Origin of the sequence: Lacibacter sp. H375, from assembly GCF_037892425.1 — a bacterium.
Taxonomy (GTDB): domain Bacteria; phylum Bacteroidota; class Bacteroidia; order Chitinophagales; family Chitinophagaceae; genus Lacibacter.
On the sequence record NZ_JBBKTT010000001.1, the window covers coordinates 341,824 to 362,405 of the forward strand.

General features: G+C 40.1%; 17 protein-coding genes. 11 read left to right on the forward strand and 6 right to left on the reverse strand.

The window, feature by feature from the left end; genetic code table 11:
- Positions 1-37 precede the first annotated feature (37 nt).
- The 3 genes from WG954_RS01490 to WG954_RS01500 form a co-directional block, all read right to left on the reverse strand.
- The gene (locus WG954_RS01490) at positions 38-1,414 is read right to left on the reverse strand and encodes a RagB/SusD family nutrient uptake outer membrane protein (RefSeq protein ID WP_340432911.1); all 1,377 of its coding nucleotides are present in this window, start codon (positions 1,412-1,414) and stop codon (positions 38-40) included.
- A gap of 18 nt (positions 1,415-1,432) precedes the next feature.
- A complete protein-coding gene (locus tag WG954_RS01495) occupies positions 1,433-4,426 on the reverse strand; it encodes a SusC/RagA family TonB-linked outer membrane protein (protein WP_340432913.1) in 2,994 nt (997 codons plus the stop codon).
- A 301-nt stretch (positions 4,427-4,727) separates the two neighbouring features.
- Entirely contained in the window at positions 4,728-6,293 is a 1,566-nt protein-coding gene (locus tag WG954_RS01500; protein WP_340432914.1) for a helicase HerA-like domain-containing protein, read from the reverse strand.
- Between the two features lie 259 nt (positions 6,294-6,552).
- Here WG954_RS01500 and WG954_RS01505 point away from each other — a divergent pair, with 259 nt between their 5' ends.
- Positions 6,553-6,945, forward strand: coding sequence for a hypothetical protein (locus tag WG954_RS01505; RefSeq protein WP_340432915.1), 393 nt, complete (start codon positions 6,553-6,555; stop codon positions 6,943-6,945).
- 53 nt (positions 6,946-6,998) lie between these two features.
- Here the strand turns inward: WG954_RS01505 and WG954_RS01510 are convergent, their stop codons facing one another.
- Positions 6,999-7,370, reverse strand: a complete 372-nt coding sequence (locus WG954_RS01510) for a co-chaperone GroES (RefSeq protein ID WP_340432916.1) — start codon at positions 7,368-7,370, stop codon at positions 6,999-7,001.
- A gap of 152 nt (positions 7,371-7,522) precedes the next feature.
- On the opposite strand from WG954_RS01510, the gene WG954_RS01515 reads away from it, so the two are divergent.
- A complete protein-coding gene (locus WG954_RS01515; RefSeq protein WP_324231836.1) occupies positions 7,523-8,221 on the forward strand; it encodes a response regulator transcription factor in 699 nt (232 codons plus the stop codon).
- Between the two features lie 52 nt (positions 8,222-8,273).
- Here WG954_RS01515 and yihA read toward each other — a convergent pair whose 3' ends face one another.
- The gene (yihA, locus tag WG954_RS01520; RefSeq protein WP_340432919.1) at positions 8,274-8,933 is read right to left on the reverse strand and encodes a ribosome biogenesis GTP-binding protein YihA/YsxC; all 660 of its coding nucleotides are present in this window, start codon (positions 8,931-8,933) and stop codon (positions 8,274-8,276) included.
- Positions 8,934-9,087: 154 nt separating this feature from the next.
- On the opposite strand from yihA, the gene ubiE reads away from it, so the two are divergent.
- Together ubiE and porT are read left to right on the forward strand one after the other, a co-directional pair.
- Complete coding sequence (gene ubiE, locus WG954_RS01525) at positions 9,088-9,834, forward strand: bifunctional demethylmenaquinone methyltransferase/2-methoxy-6-polyprenyl-1,4-benzoquinol methylase UbiE (RefSeq protein WP_340432921.1); 747 nt, start codon at positions 9,088-9,090, stop codon at positions 9,832-9,834.
- Positions 9,807-10,523: a type IX secretion/gliding motility protein PorT/SprT gene (gene porT / locus WG954_RS01530; RefSeq protein ID WP_340432922.1), complete on the forward strand. Its 717-nt coding sequence runs from the start codon at positions 9,807-9,809 to the stop codon at positions 10,521-10,523. The genes ubiE and porT overlap by 28 nt, the downstream gene beginning before the upstream one ends.
- A 103-nt stretch (positions 10,524-10,626) precedes the next feature.
- Here porT and WG954_RS01535 read toward each other — a convergent pair whose 3' ends face one another.
- Positions 10,627-12,342: a capsule assembly Wzi family protein gene (locus tag WG954_RS01535; protein ID WP_340432923.1), complete on the reverse strand. Its 1,716-nt coding sequence runs from the start codon at positions 12,340-12,342 to the stop codon at positions 10,627-10,629.
- Between the two features lie 122 nt (positions 12,343-12,464).
- Here WG954_RS01535 and WG954_RS01540 point away from each other — a divergent pair, with 122 nt between their 5' ends.
- The 7 genes from WG954_RS01540 to WG954_RS01570 all read left to right on the forward strand — a co-directional run bounded on the left by WG954_RS01540 (position 12,465) and on the right by WG954_RS01570 (position 20,553).
- Positions 12,465-13,811 (forward strand): dihydroorotase, encoded by a 1,347-nt coding sequence (locus WG954_RS01540; RefSeq protein WP_340432925.1) that lies wholly within the window; start codon positions 12,465-12,467, stop codon positions 13,809-13,811.
- Between the two features lie 20 nt (positions 13,812-13,831).
- Complete coding sequence (locus WG954_RS01545; RefSeq protein WP_340432927.1) at positions 13,832-15,148, forward strand: MutS-related protein; 1,317 nt, start codon at positions 13,832-13,834, stop codon at positions 15,146-15,148.
- Positions 15,149-15,248: 100 nt separating this feature from the next.
- Complete coding sequence (locus tag WG954_RS01550; RefSeq protein ID WP_340432929.1) at positions 15,249-16,409, forward strand: carbon-nitrogen hydrolase family protein; 1,161 nt, start codon at positions 15,249-15,251, stop codon at positions 16,407-16,409.
- 145 nt (positions 16,410-16,554) lie between these two features.
- Complete coding sequence (locus tag WG954_RS01555) at positions 16,555-18,096, forward strand: YifB family Mg chelatase-like AAA ATPase (protein WP_340432931.1); 1,542 nt, start codon at positions 16,555-16,557, stop codon at positions 18,094-18,096.
- A gap of 13 nt (positions 18,097-18,109) precedes the next feature.
- On the forward strand, positions 18,110-18,919 hold the full coding sequence (locus WG954_RS01560; protein WP_340432933.1) for a glycosyltransferase: 810 nt from the start codon (positions 18,110-18,112) through the stop codon (positions 18,917-18,919).
- A 150-nt stretch (positions 18,920-19,069) separates the two neighbouring features.
- Complete coding sequence (locus WG954_RS01565; RefSeq protein ID WP_340432935.1) at positions 19,070-20,146, forward strand: glycosyltransferase; 1,077 nt, start codon at positions 19,070-19,072, stop codon at positions 20,144-20,146.
- 17 nt (positions 20,147-20,163) lie between these two features.
- Positions 20,164-20,553: a hypothetical protein gene (locus WG954_RS01570; protein ID WP_340432938.1), complete on the forward strand. Its 390-nt coding sequence runs from the start codon at positions 20,164-20,166 to the stop codon at positions 20,551-20,553.
- Positions 20,554-20,582 lie beyond the last annotated feature (29 nt).

The following is a 20,582-nucleotide window of genomic DNA, read 5'->3' on the forward strand; positions in this document are numbered from 1 at the left end:
AGGCAGCGTGTTTTTTACTTTCACCCAAAATATTCAATTACCCACCGGTATAAATATCCCAGTTAAGATCTGCCTGTGGTTTTGGGAACTGTTTGAATACAGCACCTTGATCTGCAGCAACAGGAATTTCATTCATCCGGTCGTACCTGCGAGTATCAATCCAGCGATGCCCCCATGGTTCAGCCCACAATGAATATCTACGCTGATAAAGAATTTCACTGATCAATGCAGGTTGCGTTTGTGCTCCACCGTAAGCTCCGATGTTGGCAGCTGTTCTGATAATATCAATTGCTGCAACTGCCTGCGTTAGTTGATTTAACTGTGCATGAGCCTCCGCCTTAATAAGGATCAGTTCTTCATTTTTTATGAATGGAATAGCAGTCGTATTCGTTGGCCAACGACGATCCTGGTGGGTACCGAATAATGTACCCGCATCTGTTGAAACACTGGCCGCAGTTGTACGTTGGAAAAACTTCGCAGCCACTCGTGCATCATTAGGTGTTGCATCAGCAATCATAGAAGGATGCACAACAATGATCGTACTGATACTTGCATCCAGCACATAAAATAATGGATTGAAAATATCGGGAGCTGCACCGTATGTATGTGCAGGGCCGGCACTTAAACTTCCAGTTAAGTTCATGAAAGATGCATTAGCTGCATCTAAAGCACCTTGCCAGTCTTTCCTGTAAATCGCAAGGCGTGCAGCAATTGCACGGTTCACTTTCTTTATCCCGTCAATGTTATTATAGCCGCTCCATCCTGCAGTAAGACTAAATGGGAATGTAGTACCTGCTGCATTCAGATCAGCATAACCTTCATCCAGAATTGCTTTAATAGCTGTAAGTGCATCCTGGTAAGGAACAAAATCACCTGGATTTAGCGGATCTTCAATATCAACACGAATACCATTATCATACAAAAAATTAGCAGGTATCATGAATTGATAGCCCATGATCGTTTTTGCAAAGCCAGTTACAGCCTTTTTTTCCTGGTCGTTTAATGCACCGGTATTGTTTGCAGCATTACGCAACACAATTGCCTGGCGAATGGCTTGGTATGGTGTTGCATAAGCTGCACCACCGGTAGCGCCAAAACCAAAATAAGCAGCATCTGGCCTCCTGCCGCTTTGTCCTAACCAATCTGTCTGGAAACGGGGATCGGATGCATTAAAATACCAGATCTCTCTGCCAAATGTTCCAAAAGCGGCCGTTACAGTAAAGAGATAATCACGATGACGTGACTCTAAGCCTGTGATCAAAAATTGTATCTGTGCACGGGAAGCATTATTTGATACACTTCCTACAGATGGGTTGTTAGGATCTGCCACTTCATCAAGCTTCATCGGGTTACATCCCACCATCGAAAGAAGTGCAAGACCTCCCAGGAATGATTTTATGAATTTATATTTCATACTAAATAATTTAAAATTTTAGAAATCAAGATTAATGTGGAAGAAGAGACGACGTGTTGTAGGATATGGAGCCACATCTACGTTTCCGGCAATTGACTGTGCACCAAATGTTGAAGTTTCAGGATCATAACCTTCATACTTTGTAAATAACAAAACATTATTTCCGGAAGCTCCAATCCTGATGCGATCTACGAAACCGTTGAACCATTTGTTTACACTGTTTTGCGGAACATTATAATACAAGCCGATCTCTCTCATTTTTAAGAACGTTGCATCTTGCACCCAGCGTCCTGCATTGTTGTACGGTGCAGGTGGACGTTGCCGTCCGTTTGGTGTACCATCTTTATTATCATCATCAAACCAACCTTCTGTTGTACCACCTGAATCGGTAAGAAAACTTGTAAGATTGATATTATCGCCGCCGTTTCTCCACTCCCACATCATACTGAAATCAAAATTCTTAAGAAAGGTTACAGTGTTAAACCATGACATCGTGAACTTGGGTTGATTATTTCCCCAAACAGTAAACACGCCGGGAGTTATAGCCGGAGAACCAACAATCGTTAAAGGACTAACTCCTTCCTGTATAAGGAATGTACCCAAGCCTGTACCGAATGCTCCGGTTAAATAAGATGGTATACCAAGTTTCTTTACAAGAACATCATTCTTCCACCACATTAAACGTGAGAACCAACGCACATTAGATTTTTGAATAACAGTACCTGCCAGCGCAAGCTCAATACCTTTATTCTCCAGTTCTGCTTCATTACTTGGCGTTGTATTCACACCTACAGCAGGTGAAAGATTCAGGTTCTGAATATTATTCGCAGTTGTTTTGATATAATAAGTGGCTTCAAGTGAAAGCCGGTTTTTAAATAACCCGGCATCAATACCAAATTCAATTTCACGTGCTGTTTCGGGTCGAATTCCAGTATTACCAATTTGTGTTGATACAACTGAACCAAGTAAGCCGCCAATATTAGTACCATTCAATGGCGTAAAGGTTGAACCAAAAGCAACAGGGCCGGCTGTTTCACCATATGCAATTCGTGGTTTTAATTGATTAATAAACCCTACGTTCCAGAAATCAAAATTGGTAAGATTAATTGCAAGTGAAGCCTTTGGAAATGCATACATTTTATTGATATCTCCATTAAGAGTTGACTTATCAAAACGAACACCGGCTGTTGCAATAATCTTATCATCCCAGTTAACTTCTTCCTGTGCAAATATGCCTGCTTCCTGAACACGGCTGTCGAACTGTTGATCGATCTGTTGAACAGTTGCCTGTTGCACATTTGTTTGTTTAGGTGCTAAACCACGTCCACGAATAAAGAAAGAATTATAATCAAACTCAAGACGAACAATACCTGCCTGTGTTGTAAAACCAAACTTATTTACATTCACATTATGCACCAATGCAGCCTGGAAGTTCTTATTAAAACTTTCCTGGCGGCCATGTAACACATCACCCGGATTAGCTTGTGATCGTTGATATTGCAGATCTTCAGGCAAATGAATCAGTGTTTTGTTTTGCACAAAATCAATACCACCTGTTACCTGTAATTTTAAACCAGAGTTGGCACGGTCAATAATTTCCCAGTTTAAAGTTCCCGATTGAATAAACCTGTTCACCAAAGAATTATTGGTTGCCTTATCTGTTACTGCCAGCGGGTTTTCTCTTGGGCCACCATAATCTACATCAGGATAAATACCTGCTGCGTTTGGACGCAGGTCAAAATAATTAGGGATGTAAGAAATATTATAACCGATAGATGCACCTGTATTATTTTGGTTTCCTGTAAAACCACGATCAGTATTTGATCTTACATAATTTGAATTAACAGAAAAGTTTAATCTATTGCTGATCTTATGCTCAATGTTAGCCCGTATTGAGTAACGTTCAAAACCTGTTCTTCTTACGGTACCTTCTTCGTTCGTAATAACTCCACCAACATAAAACTTTGTCTTATCAGTACCACCTGTTACAGTTAACCGAGTGTTAGACAGTGTCGCCGTATTGGCATAAAAGATCTCTTCATAATCGAAAAACTGACCTGTGCTTTGCGCCTGTTGAAAGCGAGCCAGTTCAGTTGCACGTTTTGTCGCATTAGTAAAGAAGAAATTAATTTTTTCAACACTCCAGTCATCAGTTCCAACTAAACGTAAAGGACGACCAAAGCCAATATCCTGACCAAAGCTGATTGCAGTTTTACCAGTTGATCCTTTTTTTGTTGTAATAATAATTACACCGGCGTTCGCTCTTGTACCATAAATGGCCGCTGCTGAAGGTCCCTTCAGGACTTCGATATTTTGAATATCTGCAGGGTTGATATCAGCTAAACGATTGGCCCCATCATCTTGTGCGGGAGCGCCTGCCCCTGCTGCAGCACCGGTAATTGTTGCACGACCTGTACGTTGAAACGAATTGTTGATGTACACACCATCAAGAATGATCAATGGTTGCGATGCACCTACCAGAGAAGAAACACCACGCAACTGTATGGATAACCCACCGCCCGGTGCGCCACCATTCATACGAATATTTGCACCAGGTACTTTACTATACAACGCCCCGTCGGTAGTTTGAATTTGCGTAGTACCTGTCAGCTCCTTTGAGTTAATAGATGTAACCGCATTGGCGAGGTTACTTCTTTTAACTGATGTGGCCAAACCAGTTACAACCACTTCTTCAAGATTAAGTACATCTGTTTTTAACGACACATCAAGTGCGGCACTTGTGCTGGAGACATTGATAGATTGTGACATAAACCCTACCAATGAAATTACTAACGTGACAGATTTGTTGTCGGGCACAGCAAGACTGAACGTGCCATCTGTTCCAGTTACTGTACCAATTTTTGTTCCTTTGATTTGAACGCTTACGTTAGGTAGAGGTTCGTTCCTGGCCTCGTCAGTAATTTTTCCCTTAACAGTGTACTGGCTGAAGCCGGCAGTGGAGAATAGCAGGAACAGCAACAGCTGTCCGAGCCTTTGCACAGATTTTCTCATGCGTAATTTGTTTTGATTTTAAAAAATAAAACCAAACAACCGGATCAGCCGATAGATAAATAGCAAGCAATCGTTCCTCTGTCCACTGACCACAGGTTGTCAGTTTTCATTACAGAAAAATAGCAATTCTCACTTTACTTCAAAAACATTTTCAATGTTTTTATTGATGAGGGAACTGCCAATTTTAAGGCTAAGACATAAGGCATCGGAAAGTCGCTGCATATACAAGAAGCTGGAAATGTAAAGCAGCCGACAAATGCAACAATTTTGTTTAAGAAAACGATTACTTAGCAGGTAATATTTAAAACCATCCCGTCTTCTTCCTTCTCGTTGTACGGCCGCCCAAACCCAATGCGCCCAATAAACTTCTTGTAATAATTGAGGCTGCTGTGCGGCCAACCTGCTTCACTGTTGGGTTATCAAAAAATGTTTCTTCTTTTTTGGCGGGCCGTTTCTTTTCTTCTTTTTCTTCGGCTTCTGCTTCTTCAGCTGCTTTTGTTTTTTCAGCAGCTTCTTCCAGTTTAGCCGTAATTATTTCGTGAGCACTTTCGCTATCGATCGTCTCTGCATATTTTTTTACCAGTTTACTTTTGGTAACAAGTGCATCCACTTCTGCATCTGTTAATACATCCATCCGGCTACGAGGTGCAACCAGCATTGCATGAACCAGCGGAGTTGGAATTCCTTTTTCATTCAGCAGTGTTACAAATGCCTCACCAATACCTAACTGAGTGAGCAATTCATCTACATCATAAAATTCTGTTTCAGGATAATTTTCTGCAGCTTGTTTAATTACTTTCCTGTCGGCGGCTGTAAAGGCACGCAAAGCATGCTGCACCTTTAACCCTAATTGAGATAATACACTGGCCGGAACATCCTGCGGATTTTGTGTGCAAAAGAAAATACCAACGCCTTTTGATCGAATCAATTTGATCACTGTTTCAATCTGCTGCAACAATGCTTCATTTGCTTCCTGGAAAACAAGATGTGCTTCATCAATGAACAAAACAAGTTTTGGCTTATCCATATCGCCTTCTTCGGGCAGAGTTGCATATAACTCAGCTAATAAGCTCAACATGAATGTGGAGAAAAGTTTTGGACGATCCTGCAATTCCATCACTCGAAGAATACTGATCATACCTCGCCCATCATCGCTGATGCGCATCAGGTCATCTACTTCAAAACTTGGCTCACCAAAAAATGCATCTGCACCTTGTTGCTGCAGTTCAATTACTTTACGCAGAATAGTTCCGGTTGATGAAGTAGATATTTTGCCATAATCTTTTTCAATGGTTGATTTTCCTTCATCACTGATGTATTGAATGATCTTGATAAAATCTTTCAGATCAAGCAACGGCATTTTATTATCATCACAAAACTTAAAGATCATCGCCACAATTCCCTGTTGTGTATCATTTAAACCTAAGATCTTTGATAATAAGATAGGTCCAAACTCACTCACGGTAGCCCGTAGCCGCACACCTTTACCATCATCAGTCAATGTCATTAACTCAACAGGAAATGCCGATGGTTTATATTCGCCTCCCATCAGCTGAATACGCTCTTCTATTTTTGAATTACTTGCACCTGCTGCTGCAATTCCACTCAGATCACCTTTTATATCCATCAATACAACAGGAACACTGGCATCACTCAATCCTTCTGCAATTACCTGTAATGTTTTTGTTTTACCTGTACCTGTTGCACCTGCAATTAAACCATGACGGTTCATTGTTTTAAGTGGCAGTAATATTTCTGCTCCTTTTACTATCTGCTTATCGTGTACACCAACACCTAAACGAAATGATTCACCTTTAAATGTGTAACCTTGTTGTATCGCATGTACGAATTGTTCTGTGGTTGCCATGAGAAAAAACTTTACCGAAAGATAAGATATAGAATGAGATAATATTAAAACAAAAATACCTGTTTGTGGTATTGACATTTGCTGATACAAGTAATAGTTTTACTTCAGCAATTTTCTCAGCAATCGTTTACGACGCCGCATTTATATGCGGCGTTTTTTTATACTACTTAAAGGTAGATACCGTAAAGTGGTATTGTAAAAATAAAAATATGAAAATAGCTTTGCCTCACATTAATCATTAAACCTAAATCACAAAAAAATGAACAAGTTAATTATTGCAGTACTCGTGTGCAGTTTCGTTTTTATTTCTTGCAAAAAAGACAAAGCACCTGAAACAGCATCCATAGTTGGATTTTGGAAAGGCAAGTGGGGAAACAGTGACGTTTACCCTGCTTATGGATATGCAGCTTTATTCCGGGCAAATGGTACTGTTCGCATTTTCGATGGAGCTGATACCGCTACAGCTTCTAAAGCAGAAGGTACATATACTGTTGCCGGCACTACAGTGACAGCAAACTATACATATACAGGCTCTTCAAGTCCACTGGCTATTTCCGCCATTGTAGATGCAAAGTTTACATTTCTTGAAGGAACATGGGGAACTAGTCCAAGCAGTACCAACGGCGGTAAATGGATCTTGAACAAAAAATAATCTCTGGTTTCGATAATAGTTAAACGGCATCCTGTGTTTACAGGATGCTTTTTTTATAGCTCTTCTTCACGCTCCAGCATAAGAATAGCACTTTGCGGAACAATGAAATAACGATCGCCTTCATACATTACTTCGGTGGCACCGCTCAACAGGAAAATTGCGAGATCACCCTCTCGTGCCTGCAAGGGCACATACTTTACCTGTTCGTCTTCATTTTTCCAAGGCTCATCATCCACGGGCATTGGAATAGCGTAACCGGGACCGGTTTTAATAACATATCCTTGTTGCACTTTCTCTTTTTCCTGCACACCCGGTGGCAGGTACAAACCACTGGCAGTGCGTTCATCGGGCTGGCTTGGTTTAATAAGTAAACGATCACCAATCACAATCAGCTTCTTAAAACGATTATCGGAAGTAATGCGCATAGTCTCTGTTTAGATGCAAAAATAACAGGAGAACAGCTATCACTCATCTATCTTGCTCATATTCAAAAAATCTTCTTTAACAAAAAATTAGACGGGCAAAGAATTTGAGCCAAAAGGTTTTATCTTTATTTGTCAACACAAACACAAGTAAAATGGAAGAAGCTAAATCAAAAGTATTATTAGTTGAGGACGACAGCAGTTTTGGAAATGTACTGAAGAATTACCTGGAGTTGAACGATTTTGATGTAACACTGGAGCGTGATGGCCGTTTAGGTCTTGCTGCCTTTCAACGTGAGAAGTACGATATCTGTTTATTAGATGTAATGATGCCGCATGTAGATGGTTTTACACTGGCTGAAGATATACGTGATATTGATCCGGATGTTCCCCTGTTTTTCCTGAGTGCAAAAACCATGAAGGATGATATTTTAACCGGTTATAAACTGGGCGCCGATGATTACATCACCAAACCATTCGACAGTGAAGTGTTGTTGATGAAGATCAAGGCTATTTTGAAGCGGAACGAAGAGACCAAACACGAAACAGAAAATAAAGAATTCGATCTTGGAATGTATCATTTCAATCCCAAGTTGCGTGAACTGACTGTTGAAGGAAAAACAAATACGCTTTCACCAAAAGAAAGTGAATTACTTCGTATGTTATGCGAATACAAAAATGATCTTTTACCAAGAGAAACAGCATTGAAACGTATCTGGGGCAGCGATACTTATTTCAACGGTCGCAGTATGGATGTTTACATTGCTAAACTCCGCAAATACCTGAAAGAAGATCCAAAAGTTGAGATCGTAAATATTCATGGTAACGGTTTCAGATTAGTTGTAAGCGAATAATAATTTCAGACTTATAAAATAAAAAGGTCGTTCAGTTTGAACGACCTTTTTATTATCTGGTTATTTCCTTTGCAGCTATCGCTTGTTCCGCTGCCTCTTTGTTGCATTCTTCAATGAATTGCAAAATTTCTTTCCGTCCCCGGAATTTTACTGCCGAGCTCACAAAACTTTGTGGGAGGAACTGCCACGTTTTACCCAACGCAGCTAAAAAGGTTTTTACCATTGCTGCAACTTCCTTCTGGGTGCTCTTATCAGCTTTTGTAAATACAATGGTGAAAGGGATCTTCCACTCACCGAGTTGATTCATAAACTTCAGATCAAGTTCCTGTGGTTTATGTCTGCTATCTACCAGCACAAATAAATTCAGCAGGTTTTCCCGTTTGCGGATGTAATTCTCGATCATCTTGATCCACTGTTTCCGCTGCCCCTGTGCTACTTTGGCGTAACCATAGCCAGGAAGATCCACCAGGTACCAATCGGTTTTCTTATTGTTCTTCTCATCGAGACTTTCAATAAGAAAATGATTGATCATCTGCGTTTTACCGGGGGAGCCACTTGTTTTTGCCAGTTTCTGGTTGTTGCAGATCATGTTTATGAGCGAAGATTTGCCCACATTACTACGACCGATAAAGGCATACTCGGGCTTATCGGGCTTGGGGCAATCCTCCACCTTTGGACTGCTGATGACGTATGTTGCTGAGTGAATGTTCACGGCTGCAAGATACTGCTTTAGCCAATAGCCGTCAGTCGGGAGTAGATAGCAGGAACCTCTTGTACTATTGGCTAACAACTATCGGCTATCGGCTTCACCCTACTTCTTAGTTCGTACCACGTACTTCTTCATTCCCTCCTTACCTTTGCGCTCCATGAGCGAACAATACGCACACGATAAAGTAGTACCCGACAAAGCATCGGAACAAAGTAAGAAGAAACAAGTAGCGGAGATGTTTGATGACATTGCTCCCCGTTACGATTTTCTCAACCGTTTTCTTTCAGCCGGCATCGATACAGGCTGGCGCAAAAAAGCATTGGCCAGGTTGAAAGACCTGCAGCCAAAACTGATGTTGGATGTGGCAACAGGCACCGGCGATGTGGCAATTATGGCGGCAAAACAGCTGCAACCGGACAAGATCATTGGAATTGATATCAGCGAAGGGATGCTGCAAGGCGGCCGTGTAAAGGTGAAAGCCAAGGGGTTAGAACAGGTAATTGAGCTCAAAAGCGGCGATAGTGAAACAATAAATTTTCCCGATAACACGTTTGATGCAGTAACTGTTGCGTTTGGCGTGCGAAATTTCGAAAACCTTGAAAAAGGCATCAGCGAAATTTACCGTGTGCTAAAACCTGGTGGCCGGCTGGTGGTGCTGGAATTTTCGAAACCAAAACTACCCGGTGTATTACAGGCATACAATCTTTATATGGGATTGGTTGCCCCACAGGTGGCTGGCGCTTTCAGTAAAAACAAAAAAGCCTATCAATATCTTAACAACAGCATCAAAGCATTTCCTGAAGGACAAAATTTTGTGGCTGTATTGAACAAAACCGGATTTAAAGACACTTCATGCAAACCTCTTACGCTCGGCATATGCAGTATTTATTGCGGCGACAAATAATCGTTACCCTTCTTCTAATTACCTGTGCGTTTTCATCATTTGCACAACGTGAAACAAACCTGCCTAACCACGAATTAAAATCGTACTACTTTGGTATTACATTGAGTGGCAACAGCGCTTATTTTCATATGAATCATCATCCAAAATTTTTACAGGATGACAGTGTTGCAACTGTAGGTTCTACCAGCAGTGCAGGATTTGGATTGGGTTTACTCGGCACCTTGCGTCTGGTTGATCATTTAGAAGCAAGGATAAATCCCCAACTCATTTTTGCCTCACGTGGTATTAACTACTATCTCAATTATCCGCTCACAGGAGATAAGAACTGGCAACAAAAAACAGTTGAAAGTATTTACATCAGTGTGCCATTGCAATTAAAATTCAGCAGCGACAGAATTGATAATTTTCGTGTGTATATGTTAGGTGGTGGCAAGTTCGATTATGATCTTGCCAGCAACAGCCAGGCACGTCGTGCAGAAGACCTTGTAAAACTCAATAAGTCGGCACTGGGTTATGAAGTTGGTCTTGGTTTTCATTTCTACTTTCCAACGTTCATCATGAGCCCTGAAATAAAATTCAGCAACAGCTTTCAAAGTGTTCATGCCAGGGATCAACATCTCATCTATTCAAATGTGATTGATAAGATGCAGGCGAGGATGATTGTGTTTAGTATACATCTGGAAGGGTAAGTTGATAAAATCACAGATTAGACTGATTGAAAAAATATTCATTGATTTTTTATATTAAATCTTTGTTTATCCTCTCCATCTGCGTCCTCAGCGAATCTATCAATCAATAATCATAATCCCTATACCACAAATTCATCCTAACTCCTAACCCAAGCACAGTTGTATTTTGTGCAGCAGCATTTCCTTTGGTGAATCGGCGAAGCAAGAGATTGGCATCAATAAAAATATTTTCATACACTTCATAGCTGGCAAGGAATAATGCGTTGATGCCTTTGCTCGCTACACCATTTGTTGTTGTATAACCATAGTTGCTTGTGCGGCCATCAGTATTCAAACGGAAAATATCAGAACCTGCATTACGTCCGCTTGCACTGTCCAAACCCTGTTTCCAGTAAATCAGTCTGCCGGTTAAATTCAATTTGCCTATTGGTTGATAACGCAGCACTGCAATTATTTCTTTAAAGTTGGCACCAAGCGGATGCGCCAATGGCTGGTTATAGTGTGTATAGCTCGATACAGAATCAAAATGCGAATAAGTAAACGGACGAACAGTATTCCATTCCAACTGCAGATCAAGATTATTGACATTGGCTACATCAATGTATTTCAACCCAAGCTGTGTTCCTGTTTTATTACCCCACCAACTACGATTGTTCCTTAATTCAGCGAAATTAAATTCATCAATCACCAATTGTCCGTACAGTTGTACACGTTTGAACAGGTTCGCTTTAAAATCGGCGCCCACTAATGCGTTATCGCTGCTACCTAAATTACCTTCGATAGTACGGTAGAAAATGATTGGGTTCATATACCCGAACTCAAACTTATCCTTTCTTCCAAACACCACACCTTCAAACAAACCAACATTCAACCAGGGCAATACATTCATACTTAAATGATGCATGGCTGCATACTTCTTTGGCACCAAGGCATTACTGCTGTTGCTTTTGCCTGTGGTATGCAATTCCATAAACAGGTTTTGGTAATTAAATTTCCAGAAACGTGTGTTGAGTTTTACAAATAACTGGTTGCCGGCAAACTCACTCAGCATTAAACTGCGGTATCCATTGCCAATAAAATTCCGATCGTATCCGATCTGGAAGTTGATATATTTTGCTGCATTAAAAGTGAACGATCCACGTGCATCAAAATAATCAACACCTGATTGCTTGAAGTCCTTGTAAAAATTAGCACCGGGTACAGCATCGAGACTATCGATCCAGTTTTGTACAAACAACGGAGCACGCTCCTGCACATCCATGGCCATGGCACTAAAACCAACACGTTTGCCAATATTGCCACGGACGTTCAAACCACGTTGATTGATGAAAATGTTCTGATCCGTATTATTCAACTCTACCGATTGACGATAGCTGATCATCGGGTTGATGGCAATAAAGAAATCATCGCCGTATTTTTCAATAAAGCTGGCAGGCGTTTTATAAAATTTCTTGAGGAATGGCTTTTTGCTATTAAAGGTGCTGCGATCACCCGATACCCATTCCTGGTTATTGAGATAAAGGCTGCGGAGATTGTACTGATCGGCCTTACTTAACCGAAGAGCTGTATCCTGGTTATAAAATAGTGGCGTAAGCGCCAGCATTGAATCGGCTTTTGCACCCAGCCATTGCACAGCATAACGGCGGTCGTATGGCTTGGTACTGGTGAAATTGAGATCGCTGATATTACCGGTCTTTAATTCAAGCCGGTCGATAAAATGAAGGTGTTTTGATTGCTGCTGCAGGTAAGTACTTTGCGCAGCGGAAAAAAAGGGTATAGCAAGAAGAGCTAACCATAGACTGCATTTGCTAAATTGCATGCGGTTGTGTTTTAATCGTAAAAATAAGTGTTACAAACGATACATCGTGCCGAATAATACAGAGTTTTAAGGACTTGTACCGGCAAATTACAAACCAAATATTTGAAATAACTGAACAATACATGGCGCAACATTACTTAATTAAGAACTGCTTACTTGTAAATGAAGGAAAGATCACTCCAACTGATGTACTCATTAAGAACGGACGAATTGAAAAGATTGCCTCGTCTATCAGTAATGCAAACGGAGCAACAGAAATAAATGCAGAGGGAAAATATCTTTTACCGGGTGCTATAGACGACCAGGTGCATTTTCGTGAACCCGGATTAACACACAAAGCAACGATTCATACCGAAGCAAAAGCAGCTGTGGCTGGTGGCGTTACCAGTTTTATGGAAATGCCCAACACCATTCCAAATGCATTGAATCTTGAATTACTTGAAGACAAGTACACGATTGCTGCAAACACCTCGCTTGCCAACTATTCTTTTTATATGGGCACCAGCAACACAAGTGCCGATGATACATTAAAAGCAAATGATTTTAAAAACAGCATTTGTGGTATCAAGATCTTTATGGGTGCAAGCACAGGCAATATGCTGGTCGATAATTATAATACACTTGATAAGGTTTTTCGTGAAAGTGAAATGCTGGTGGCTACACATTGCGAAAGCGAAAGTATTATCAAAGAAAATTATGACCGTTTAAAAGCTTTGAAAGGTGAATTATCGCCGGCAGATCATCCACTGGTGCGTGATGAGAACGGTTGTTATGAATCATCGTTAATGGCAATACAAATCGCAAGACAATACAATACACGTTTACATATTCTGCACATCAGCACAGCAAAAGAGCTGGAGTTGTTTGGCAATATGATGCCGTTGAAAGAGAAACGCATCACCAGCGAAGTATGTGTGCATCATTTACATTATACGGCTGATGATTATGAAACACTTGGCTATCGTATTAAATGTAACCCGGCCATTAAAGCAAAAGAAAACAAAGAAGCTTTGTGGAAAGCATTGCTTGATGACAGGATAGATGTAATTGCAACCGATCATGCACCACATGCATGGGAAGAAAAACAAGGGTCGTATGAAAATGCACATGCAGGATTACCATTGGTGCAACATCCTCTGTTACTAATGCTGCATTATTATAAAGAAGGACGTATTTCCTTAGAAAGAATTGTGGAGAAGATGAGCCATGCAGTTGCAGATTGTTTCCAGATAAAAGAACGTGGTTATGTGCGTGAAGGTTATTTTGCTGATCTCGTGTTGGTTGACCTCAACAAACCATCTACGGTAACAAAAGAAAACTTACTTTACAAATGTGGCTGGAGCCCGTTGGAAGGTTTTACTTTTCCGGCTACCATCACACATACTTTTGTAAATGGTCATTTAGTTTATGGAAATGGAAGCATAGATGAATCACAGATGGGGCAACGATTACTTTTTGACAGGAATTAATTTAATACAGTCAGTACAACTTGGAAATAGACAAAGTCACATACCACGACCTTTCGATCTTCAATAACGAGGAAGAGTATTCGCTGCTGCACCGTATCAATTTCTGTAACACATTTGGTGGTAAACAGAAACTGGAATACCTGTTAACGCATCCGCATCACAATCTGAAAAAAATTGTCGATACACAACAAACACTGCAACAGATCAGGGAAGTGATTGAGCAATGGCCCAAAGAAATCACGAATGGAACCATACTTGTGTTAGAAAAGTTTTATGGCTATCCGTTTGATAAAATTCCAGACAGCTATTCACATGTTCCAGCGTTTTTTTATCGTTTGTTTGAAGGGCCGGATTATCGTTTGGTTCGTTACACAGTCGGGCATTTTATTGATTTCCTGAGAGGCATGCATCAATTGCAGCAATTGTTCAACAACGATAACATCTCTCCTATCCTCCGTTCATTAGTAGTTGATATAAGAAAGTTGTTGGATCATGGCATGGTGCATGATATGATCAAACAACATTCATCTGCCACACTTGCCCCGCCAAAAATGTTACGTTTTGGTAATTTTTTGCGCATTGAATATAAAAGGCAGGCAGAGCAACTGATCGATATTTATCATAAGCTCGATGCTTATTACAGCATGGCAAAAGCTGTAGATCATTTTAATCTGCATTTTCCTGAAGTAAAAGAAAGTGGTGAACCATTGATCAAAGCACAGGGTTTATATCATCTGTTGTTACAGACACCAGTTGCGTATGATATTACCTTGAACCCGCAAACGAATTTTCTTTTTCTCACCGGTGCGAATATGGCGGGTAAGAGTACGTTTATTAAATCAGTCGGTTGTGCTGTTTATCTTGCACATGTGGGTATGGGTGTTCCTGCGGCTTCCATGGAGTTGAGTTTGTTTGATGGTTTGCTGAGTAATATACAGGTGCAGGATAATATTGTAAAAGGTGAAAGTTATTTTTATAACGAAGTTCAACGCATCAAGAATACCGTTCTAAAAATAACTGATGGAAGAAAGTGGCTGGTGCTCATTGATGAACTATTCAAAGGCACCAACATACAGGATGCCATGCATTGCAGCACAGCCGTGATCAAAGGATTGCTGAAGATCAAAAACTCTTTGTTCATTCTCTCCACACATTTGTATGAAATTGGTGACGAGTTGAAACAATATCCAAACATTTCCTTCCGCTATTTTGAAACAACGGCTACCGATGAGCAGTTGCAATTCAGTTACCAGTTAAAAGAAGGTATCAGTAACGACCGCTTTGGTTATTTGATTTTGAAACGGGAGAAGGTGGTGGAGATGCTGGAGAAATTGTAGAGCTAGACAATAGAGTCACAGATACTGCTGATTATTAATGATTTTTTTCCTTTGTGTACCTTGTGAAATCTTTGCGTCTTAGTGATTCAATAAAAATTTAATGAAAAAATTCTTCATCCGCATAGCTATCATCATCGCTGTTCTTCTTTCGGCTTATTTCATCTGGTCATTCACTGGCCGTGCAAAAGAAAAAGAAACCGGCTGGAGTAAACTACCCGAACTCAAAGCAAGATTTGAATATGTAGAAGTTGGTATCGACAGCGGCAAAGGAAATATCATTGGCATTCAGCCTTATCTCACTGCCACCAGTTATTCAACTGCTTTTAATTTTGAAATATCACTTCGCTTTTATTTTGAACAATTGAAGCGTGAAAACAAACTCAACGATAAATCAATTGTTGTATTGCCGGAATATATCGGCACATGGTTAGTAGCAGCAAATGAAAAAGAAACGATCTATAAACAGGAAAAAATTGAAAAAGCGATGACGACCATGGTACGCTCCAACCTGTTCAGTTTTTTATACGGTTATTTAAAATCACCAGCTGCGGACAAATCGAAGTATGCCATCTTTCATTTGAAAGCAGCGAAAATGGCCAAGCAATACCAACAGGTTTTCTCAACATTAGCTAAAGAATACAAGTGCACTATTGTCGCTGGCTCGATTGCATTGCCTGATGCTTCCATTAACTCCAACGGTGACTTGCAGATCAAACAAGGCGCACCTGTTTATAATACCTCCGTTGTATTTGGAAATGATGGAAAAATTCTTTCTCCATTGATCAAGAAAATGTTTCCCATTGATGATGAACAGGGTTTCACTGCGGCAGCTGATACTTCACAGCAATCTGTGATCACAACCAAAGCGGAAAAGATGGCAGTACTAATTTGTGCTGATAGTTGGTATCCGCAGGCATATAGCAATCTTACAAACAAAGCAGATTTCATTGTCGTGCCATCTCTTGGCGGCAAGGATAGTGTTTGGCTTGCAGCATGGAATGGATATAATGGTTTTAAAGTTCCTGTTGATGTTGATACAACTGATTACAAAAAGATAAGCGAAGGTGATGCATGGCTTAAATACAGTATGAACAAACGGGCTGTACTGGCAAACATTCATCAAGGCATGAATGTATTTTTCACAGGCAGTTTGTGGGATATGAAAGCGGAAGGCAGGGTATTGATCTTACAAAACGATTCAACAACTGTGTTACCTGCATCTGTTGGTAAAGGAAGAATTGTGAATCTCTACTTACAATGATCATTGTCAATTGAAATATTTATTTGTTCAATTGCTGCAATACCGATGAACGGATTGCGACGCAACCGGGAATAATCAGGGAACTGTCGCTGGTATTCAAATTTCTTATTAACTTGTTCTCACTTCTCAACTAACCATCAATTGCATGCTCGTTAAAACCTTTGGAAGCGCTGTTTACGGAGTGAACGCTATTACTATTACGGTAGAAGTGAATGTGAGCGGCGGACAAAAATTTTTTATGGTTGGGTTGCCCGATAATGCAGTAAAAGAAAGCGAACAACGTATTGAAAGTGCATTAAAAACATCCGGCTACTATTTTCCAAGAACAAAGGTTGTTGTAAATCTTGCGCCTGCTGATATTAGAAAAACAGGAACTGCTTTTGATTTATCCATAGCAGTTGGCATTCTTGGTGCAACTGAACAACTTGCCAACCCTGAACGACTGAGTGAATATGTGATCATGGGTGAGTTAAGTTTGGATGGAACCATTCAATCCATCAAAGGTGCATTGCCCATTGCCATTCAGGCTCGCAAAGAAAATTTTAAAGGCCTGATCGTTCCCAAACAAAATGCAAAGGAAGCAGGGATGGTGAACAACCTGAATGTGTATGGTGTTGAGCACATCAATGATGTAATTGCCTTTTTTAAGGATGAAACAACATTACAACCGACTGTTGTAAATACGAGAGAAGAATTTTTTAATGCGCAGTATGAATTTGAATTTGACTTCAATGATGTAAAAGGTCAGCATAATATAAAACGTGCATTGGAAATTGCAGCAGCAGGTAGTCATAACGCCATTCTCATTGGTCCACCCGGCGCAGGTAAAACAATGCTTGCAAAACGTTTACCTACTATTCTTCCTCCATTGAGTTTGCAGGAAGCATTGGAAACAACAAAAATTCATAGTGTAGCAGGTAAACTCCCGGAGAATGCAACATTGATTTCTAAACGTCCGTTTCGTTCGCCGCATCATACCATTAGTGATGTTGCACTTGTTGGCGGAGGAACCAATCCGCAACCCGGTGAAATTTCATTGGCACATAATGGAGTATTGTTTTTAGATGAGTTACCAGAATTTAAACGAACCGTGCTGGAAGTGATGCGTCAACCAATGGAAGAACGACGTGTTACCATTTCACGTGCAAAGATCGCAATTGATTTTCCTGCATCATTTATGCTCATCTCTTCTATGAACCCCTGCCCTTGTGGTTTTTATAATCATCCTGAAAAAGAATGTACTTGTCCGCCAGGGGCTGTGCAGAAATATCTCAATAAAATTTCAGGACCGTTGCTTGATCGTATCGATCTGCATGTGGAAGTAACGCCTGTTCCTTTCAGTGAATTATCAAAAGCAGAAAATAGTGAACCTAGTGCAGCTATCCGTGACCGTGTGATTGCTGCACGTGAAATTCAGGCTGAACGTTATAAAGATGTGGATGGTATTTATGCCAATGCACAAATGAGCAGCAAACAACTCAAAGAAATTTGTGTGATCTCACAAGCAGGACAAACGTTATTGAAAGCGGCCATGGATAAACTGAATCTGAGTGCAAGAGCCTACGATCGTATTTTAAAAGTTAGTCGTACTATTGCCGACCTTGCACAAAGCCCCGATATAAAAGTGGAACACCTGGCTGAAGCTATTCAATACAGAAGTCTGGACCGGGAAGGATGGGCAGGGTGAGAAAATTACTGTGATGCTCGATTTTTATCTTTTAATTCCATGTTACAACAATACGGATGGATTGATCCGGTCGCTTTTTTCGGTTGAATACCCGAAAGAAAAGTATAAAGTAATGGTAGTTGATGATGGAAGTACTGTTCCGGTATCGTTATCGGAATTTCCTGAAGCGTTATTGCAAAACCAGAGCATTGAAATCATTCGATTGCCACAAAACAAAGGCATCACCGAGGCATTGAATACCGGCCTTCGTTTAATTCTCAACAGAAATGATTCATTATATACTGCACGTTTAGATTGTGGTGATATTTGCAGAGCAGATCGTTTTACAAAACAGATTTCATTTTTAAGTGTAACCACTGATGTTGCCCTACTTGGTTCTTTGTGTTTATTTGTTGACCATAAAAAGAAAACTCAATTCGTTTACAAAGCAGCTGAGCATCATTATGCAATTCTGAATCAAATGCATCTCAAGTGCAGTTTCATTCATCCAACAGTCATTTTCAGGAATGAAATGATCAGGAACACGAAACTTTATCCTTATGATTATCCTTATGCGGAGGATTATGCCTTTTTCTTTGAGTTAACGAAAAAATATAAGACGCACATTATTCAGGAGATACTGGTTGAAGCACAAATAGATACAAATGGAATAAGTGTAAAAAAAAGACAGGAACAAATAACATCAAAAATAAAAATCATCAAGTTCTATGGCGTCATTAAATCATTAACTTGCATCGGATTTATAAAACAAAGTATACTCGCATTGCTTCCGTATAAACTAACTACCCAAATCAAGCATTTGTTATTCCGCATCGGAAAATAAATTGTTCGCTAAAATTCATAACTGTGTGCTTTAAGTAATAAGTGTGCGTTTAATTAAATGTGCAGCAAGTACCTTTGCAGCGCTTTTTGTTTTTCATTTGTCAGTACAAATGACAAGAAGAGAACCTGAGAGAAAATACAATATCTGTAAATGAGAATTGTTCATGTAGTAGAGCCCTTTGCATCGGGCGTAGTAACCTTTGTAAAATCACTGGTGGAGCATCTGCCGGAGGATTATCATATTGTTATACACGGCGAGCGACAAGAAGTGATGGAACGTGCTGAAGTAAAGAAGCTTTTCCCACCTAACCAGGTAAAATTTATTCATTGGAAATCGGCGCAGAGGGGTCTTCACTTAGTAAAAGACACAAGGGCCTTATTTGAACTTTACAATATTTTAAAACGTTTTCGTACTGTTGATGCTGTTCATCTTCATTCATCGAAAAGTGGTTTTATTGGAAGATTGGCTTGCCGTTGGTTAAAGATCAAAAATGTTATTTATACTCCTAACGGTGCCCCTTTTCTCATGCAGCAAAGTAAATTCAAACAATTGCTATACAAGCAACTTGAGTTGTTAGGTCATTCGTTTGGCGGTAAAGTTGTTTGTGTATCTGCGTCAGAAGCCGATGCTTACAAGCAATTAGGTATTGAGGCATCCTATATTAATAATGGCACTACACTGCCTTTTGTGAACAATAAATTACTTAATGCAGCCACTGATCAGAATAAATTCATTATTGCTTTTTCGGGCCGCATACTTGCCCAAAAAAATCCGAAACGTTTTAATGACATTGCCCAACAATTTTTGAGTTATTCAAATGTTGAATTTGTATGGATTGGCGATGGTGAAGACAGTGATTTACTTTCCTCACCCAACATACGTATTACGGGCTGGCTTACTGAAGATGAAGTGAAGAATGAATTAGCAAAAGCTTCTCTGTATTTGTCAACAGCAGATTACGAAGGTTTATCCTTTGGTGTTTTGGAAGCGATGGCTTTAGGCAAACCTTTGATCCTTTCGAACTGTACAGGGAATAAAGACATTATCCGTTATGGCGTAAATGGTGATCTTTTTGAAACAACAGCACAAGCTTGTACGCAGATTCATTACTACATGAATAATCCATTTATGATGGAAGCCATGGGGAGTTACTCGAAAGATCTTTGCAGCACGGAGTTTAATGCAGCCAGCAGTGCAGGCAATTATCGACTTGCTTATACCTATTAAACCAGTAAGACACCAATATGGATACGCAACCAAACAAACAATCAGATCAGGGCAAACTGATCGCATTACCCGGTAACCTCACAGAACTTCAGTTAGAAGATCTGTTACGCCAGGTGTACAGTCATCTACTATCTGAGAATGAATATAAACGTGAACGGATTGAAGATTTGATCAAGCGATTAAAAGATCTTGAAGCTAAACTTGCGGAAGAACAACAGGAAAAGAAACAGCTTCATAAAACGTTAACCGAAGAAAATAAGAAACAGGAAGGCACAAAACAACTGATCAATAAATTACTCGAAGACATTCGCCGCTATCAAAATGATATTGAGTGGTATAAGAGGACGTATGAGACGAGGAGTTTACTAGGAACATTAAAAGAAAAAATCTTCAATCGACTTGGGTGAGTTGTCTTTTAACTCCTTACCCATCATTT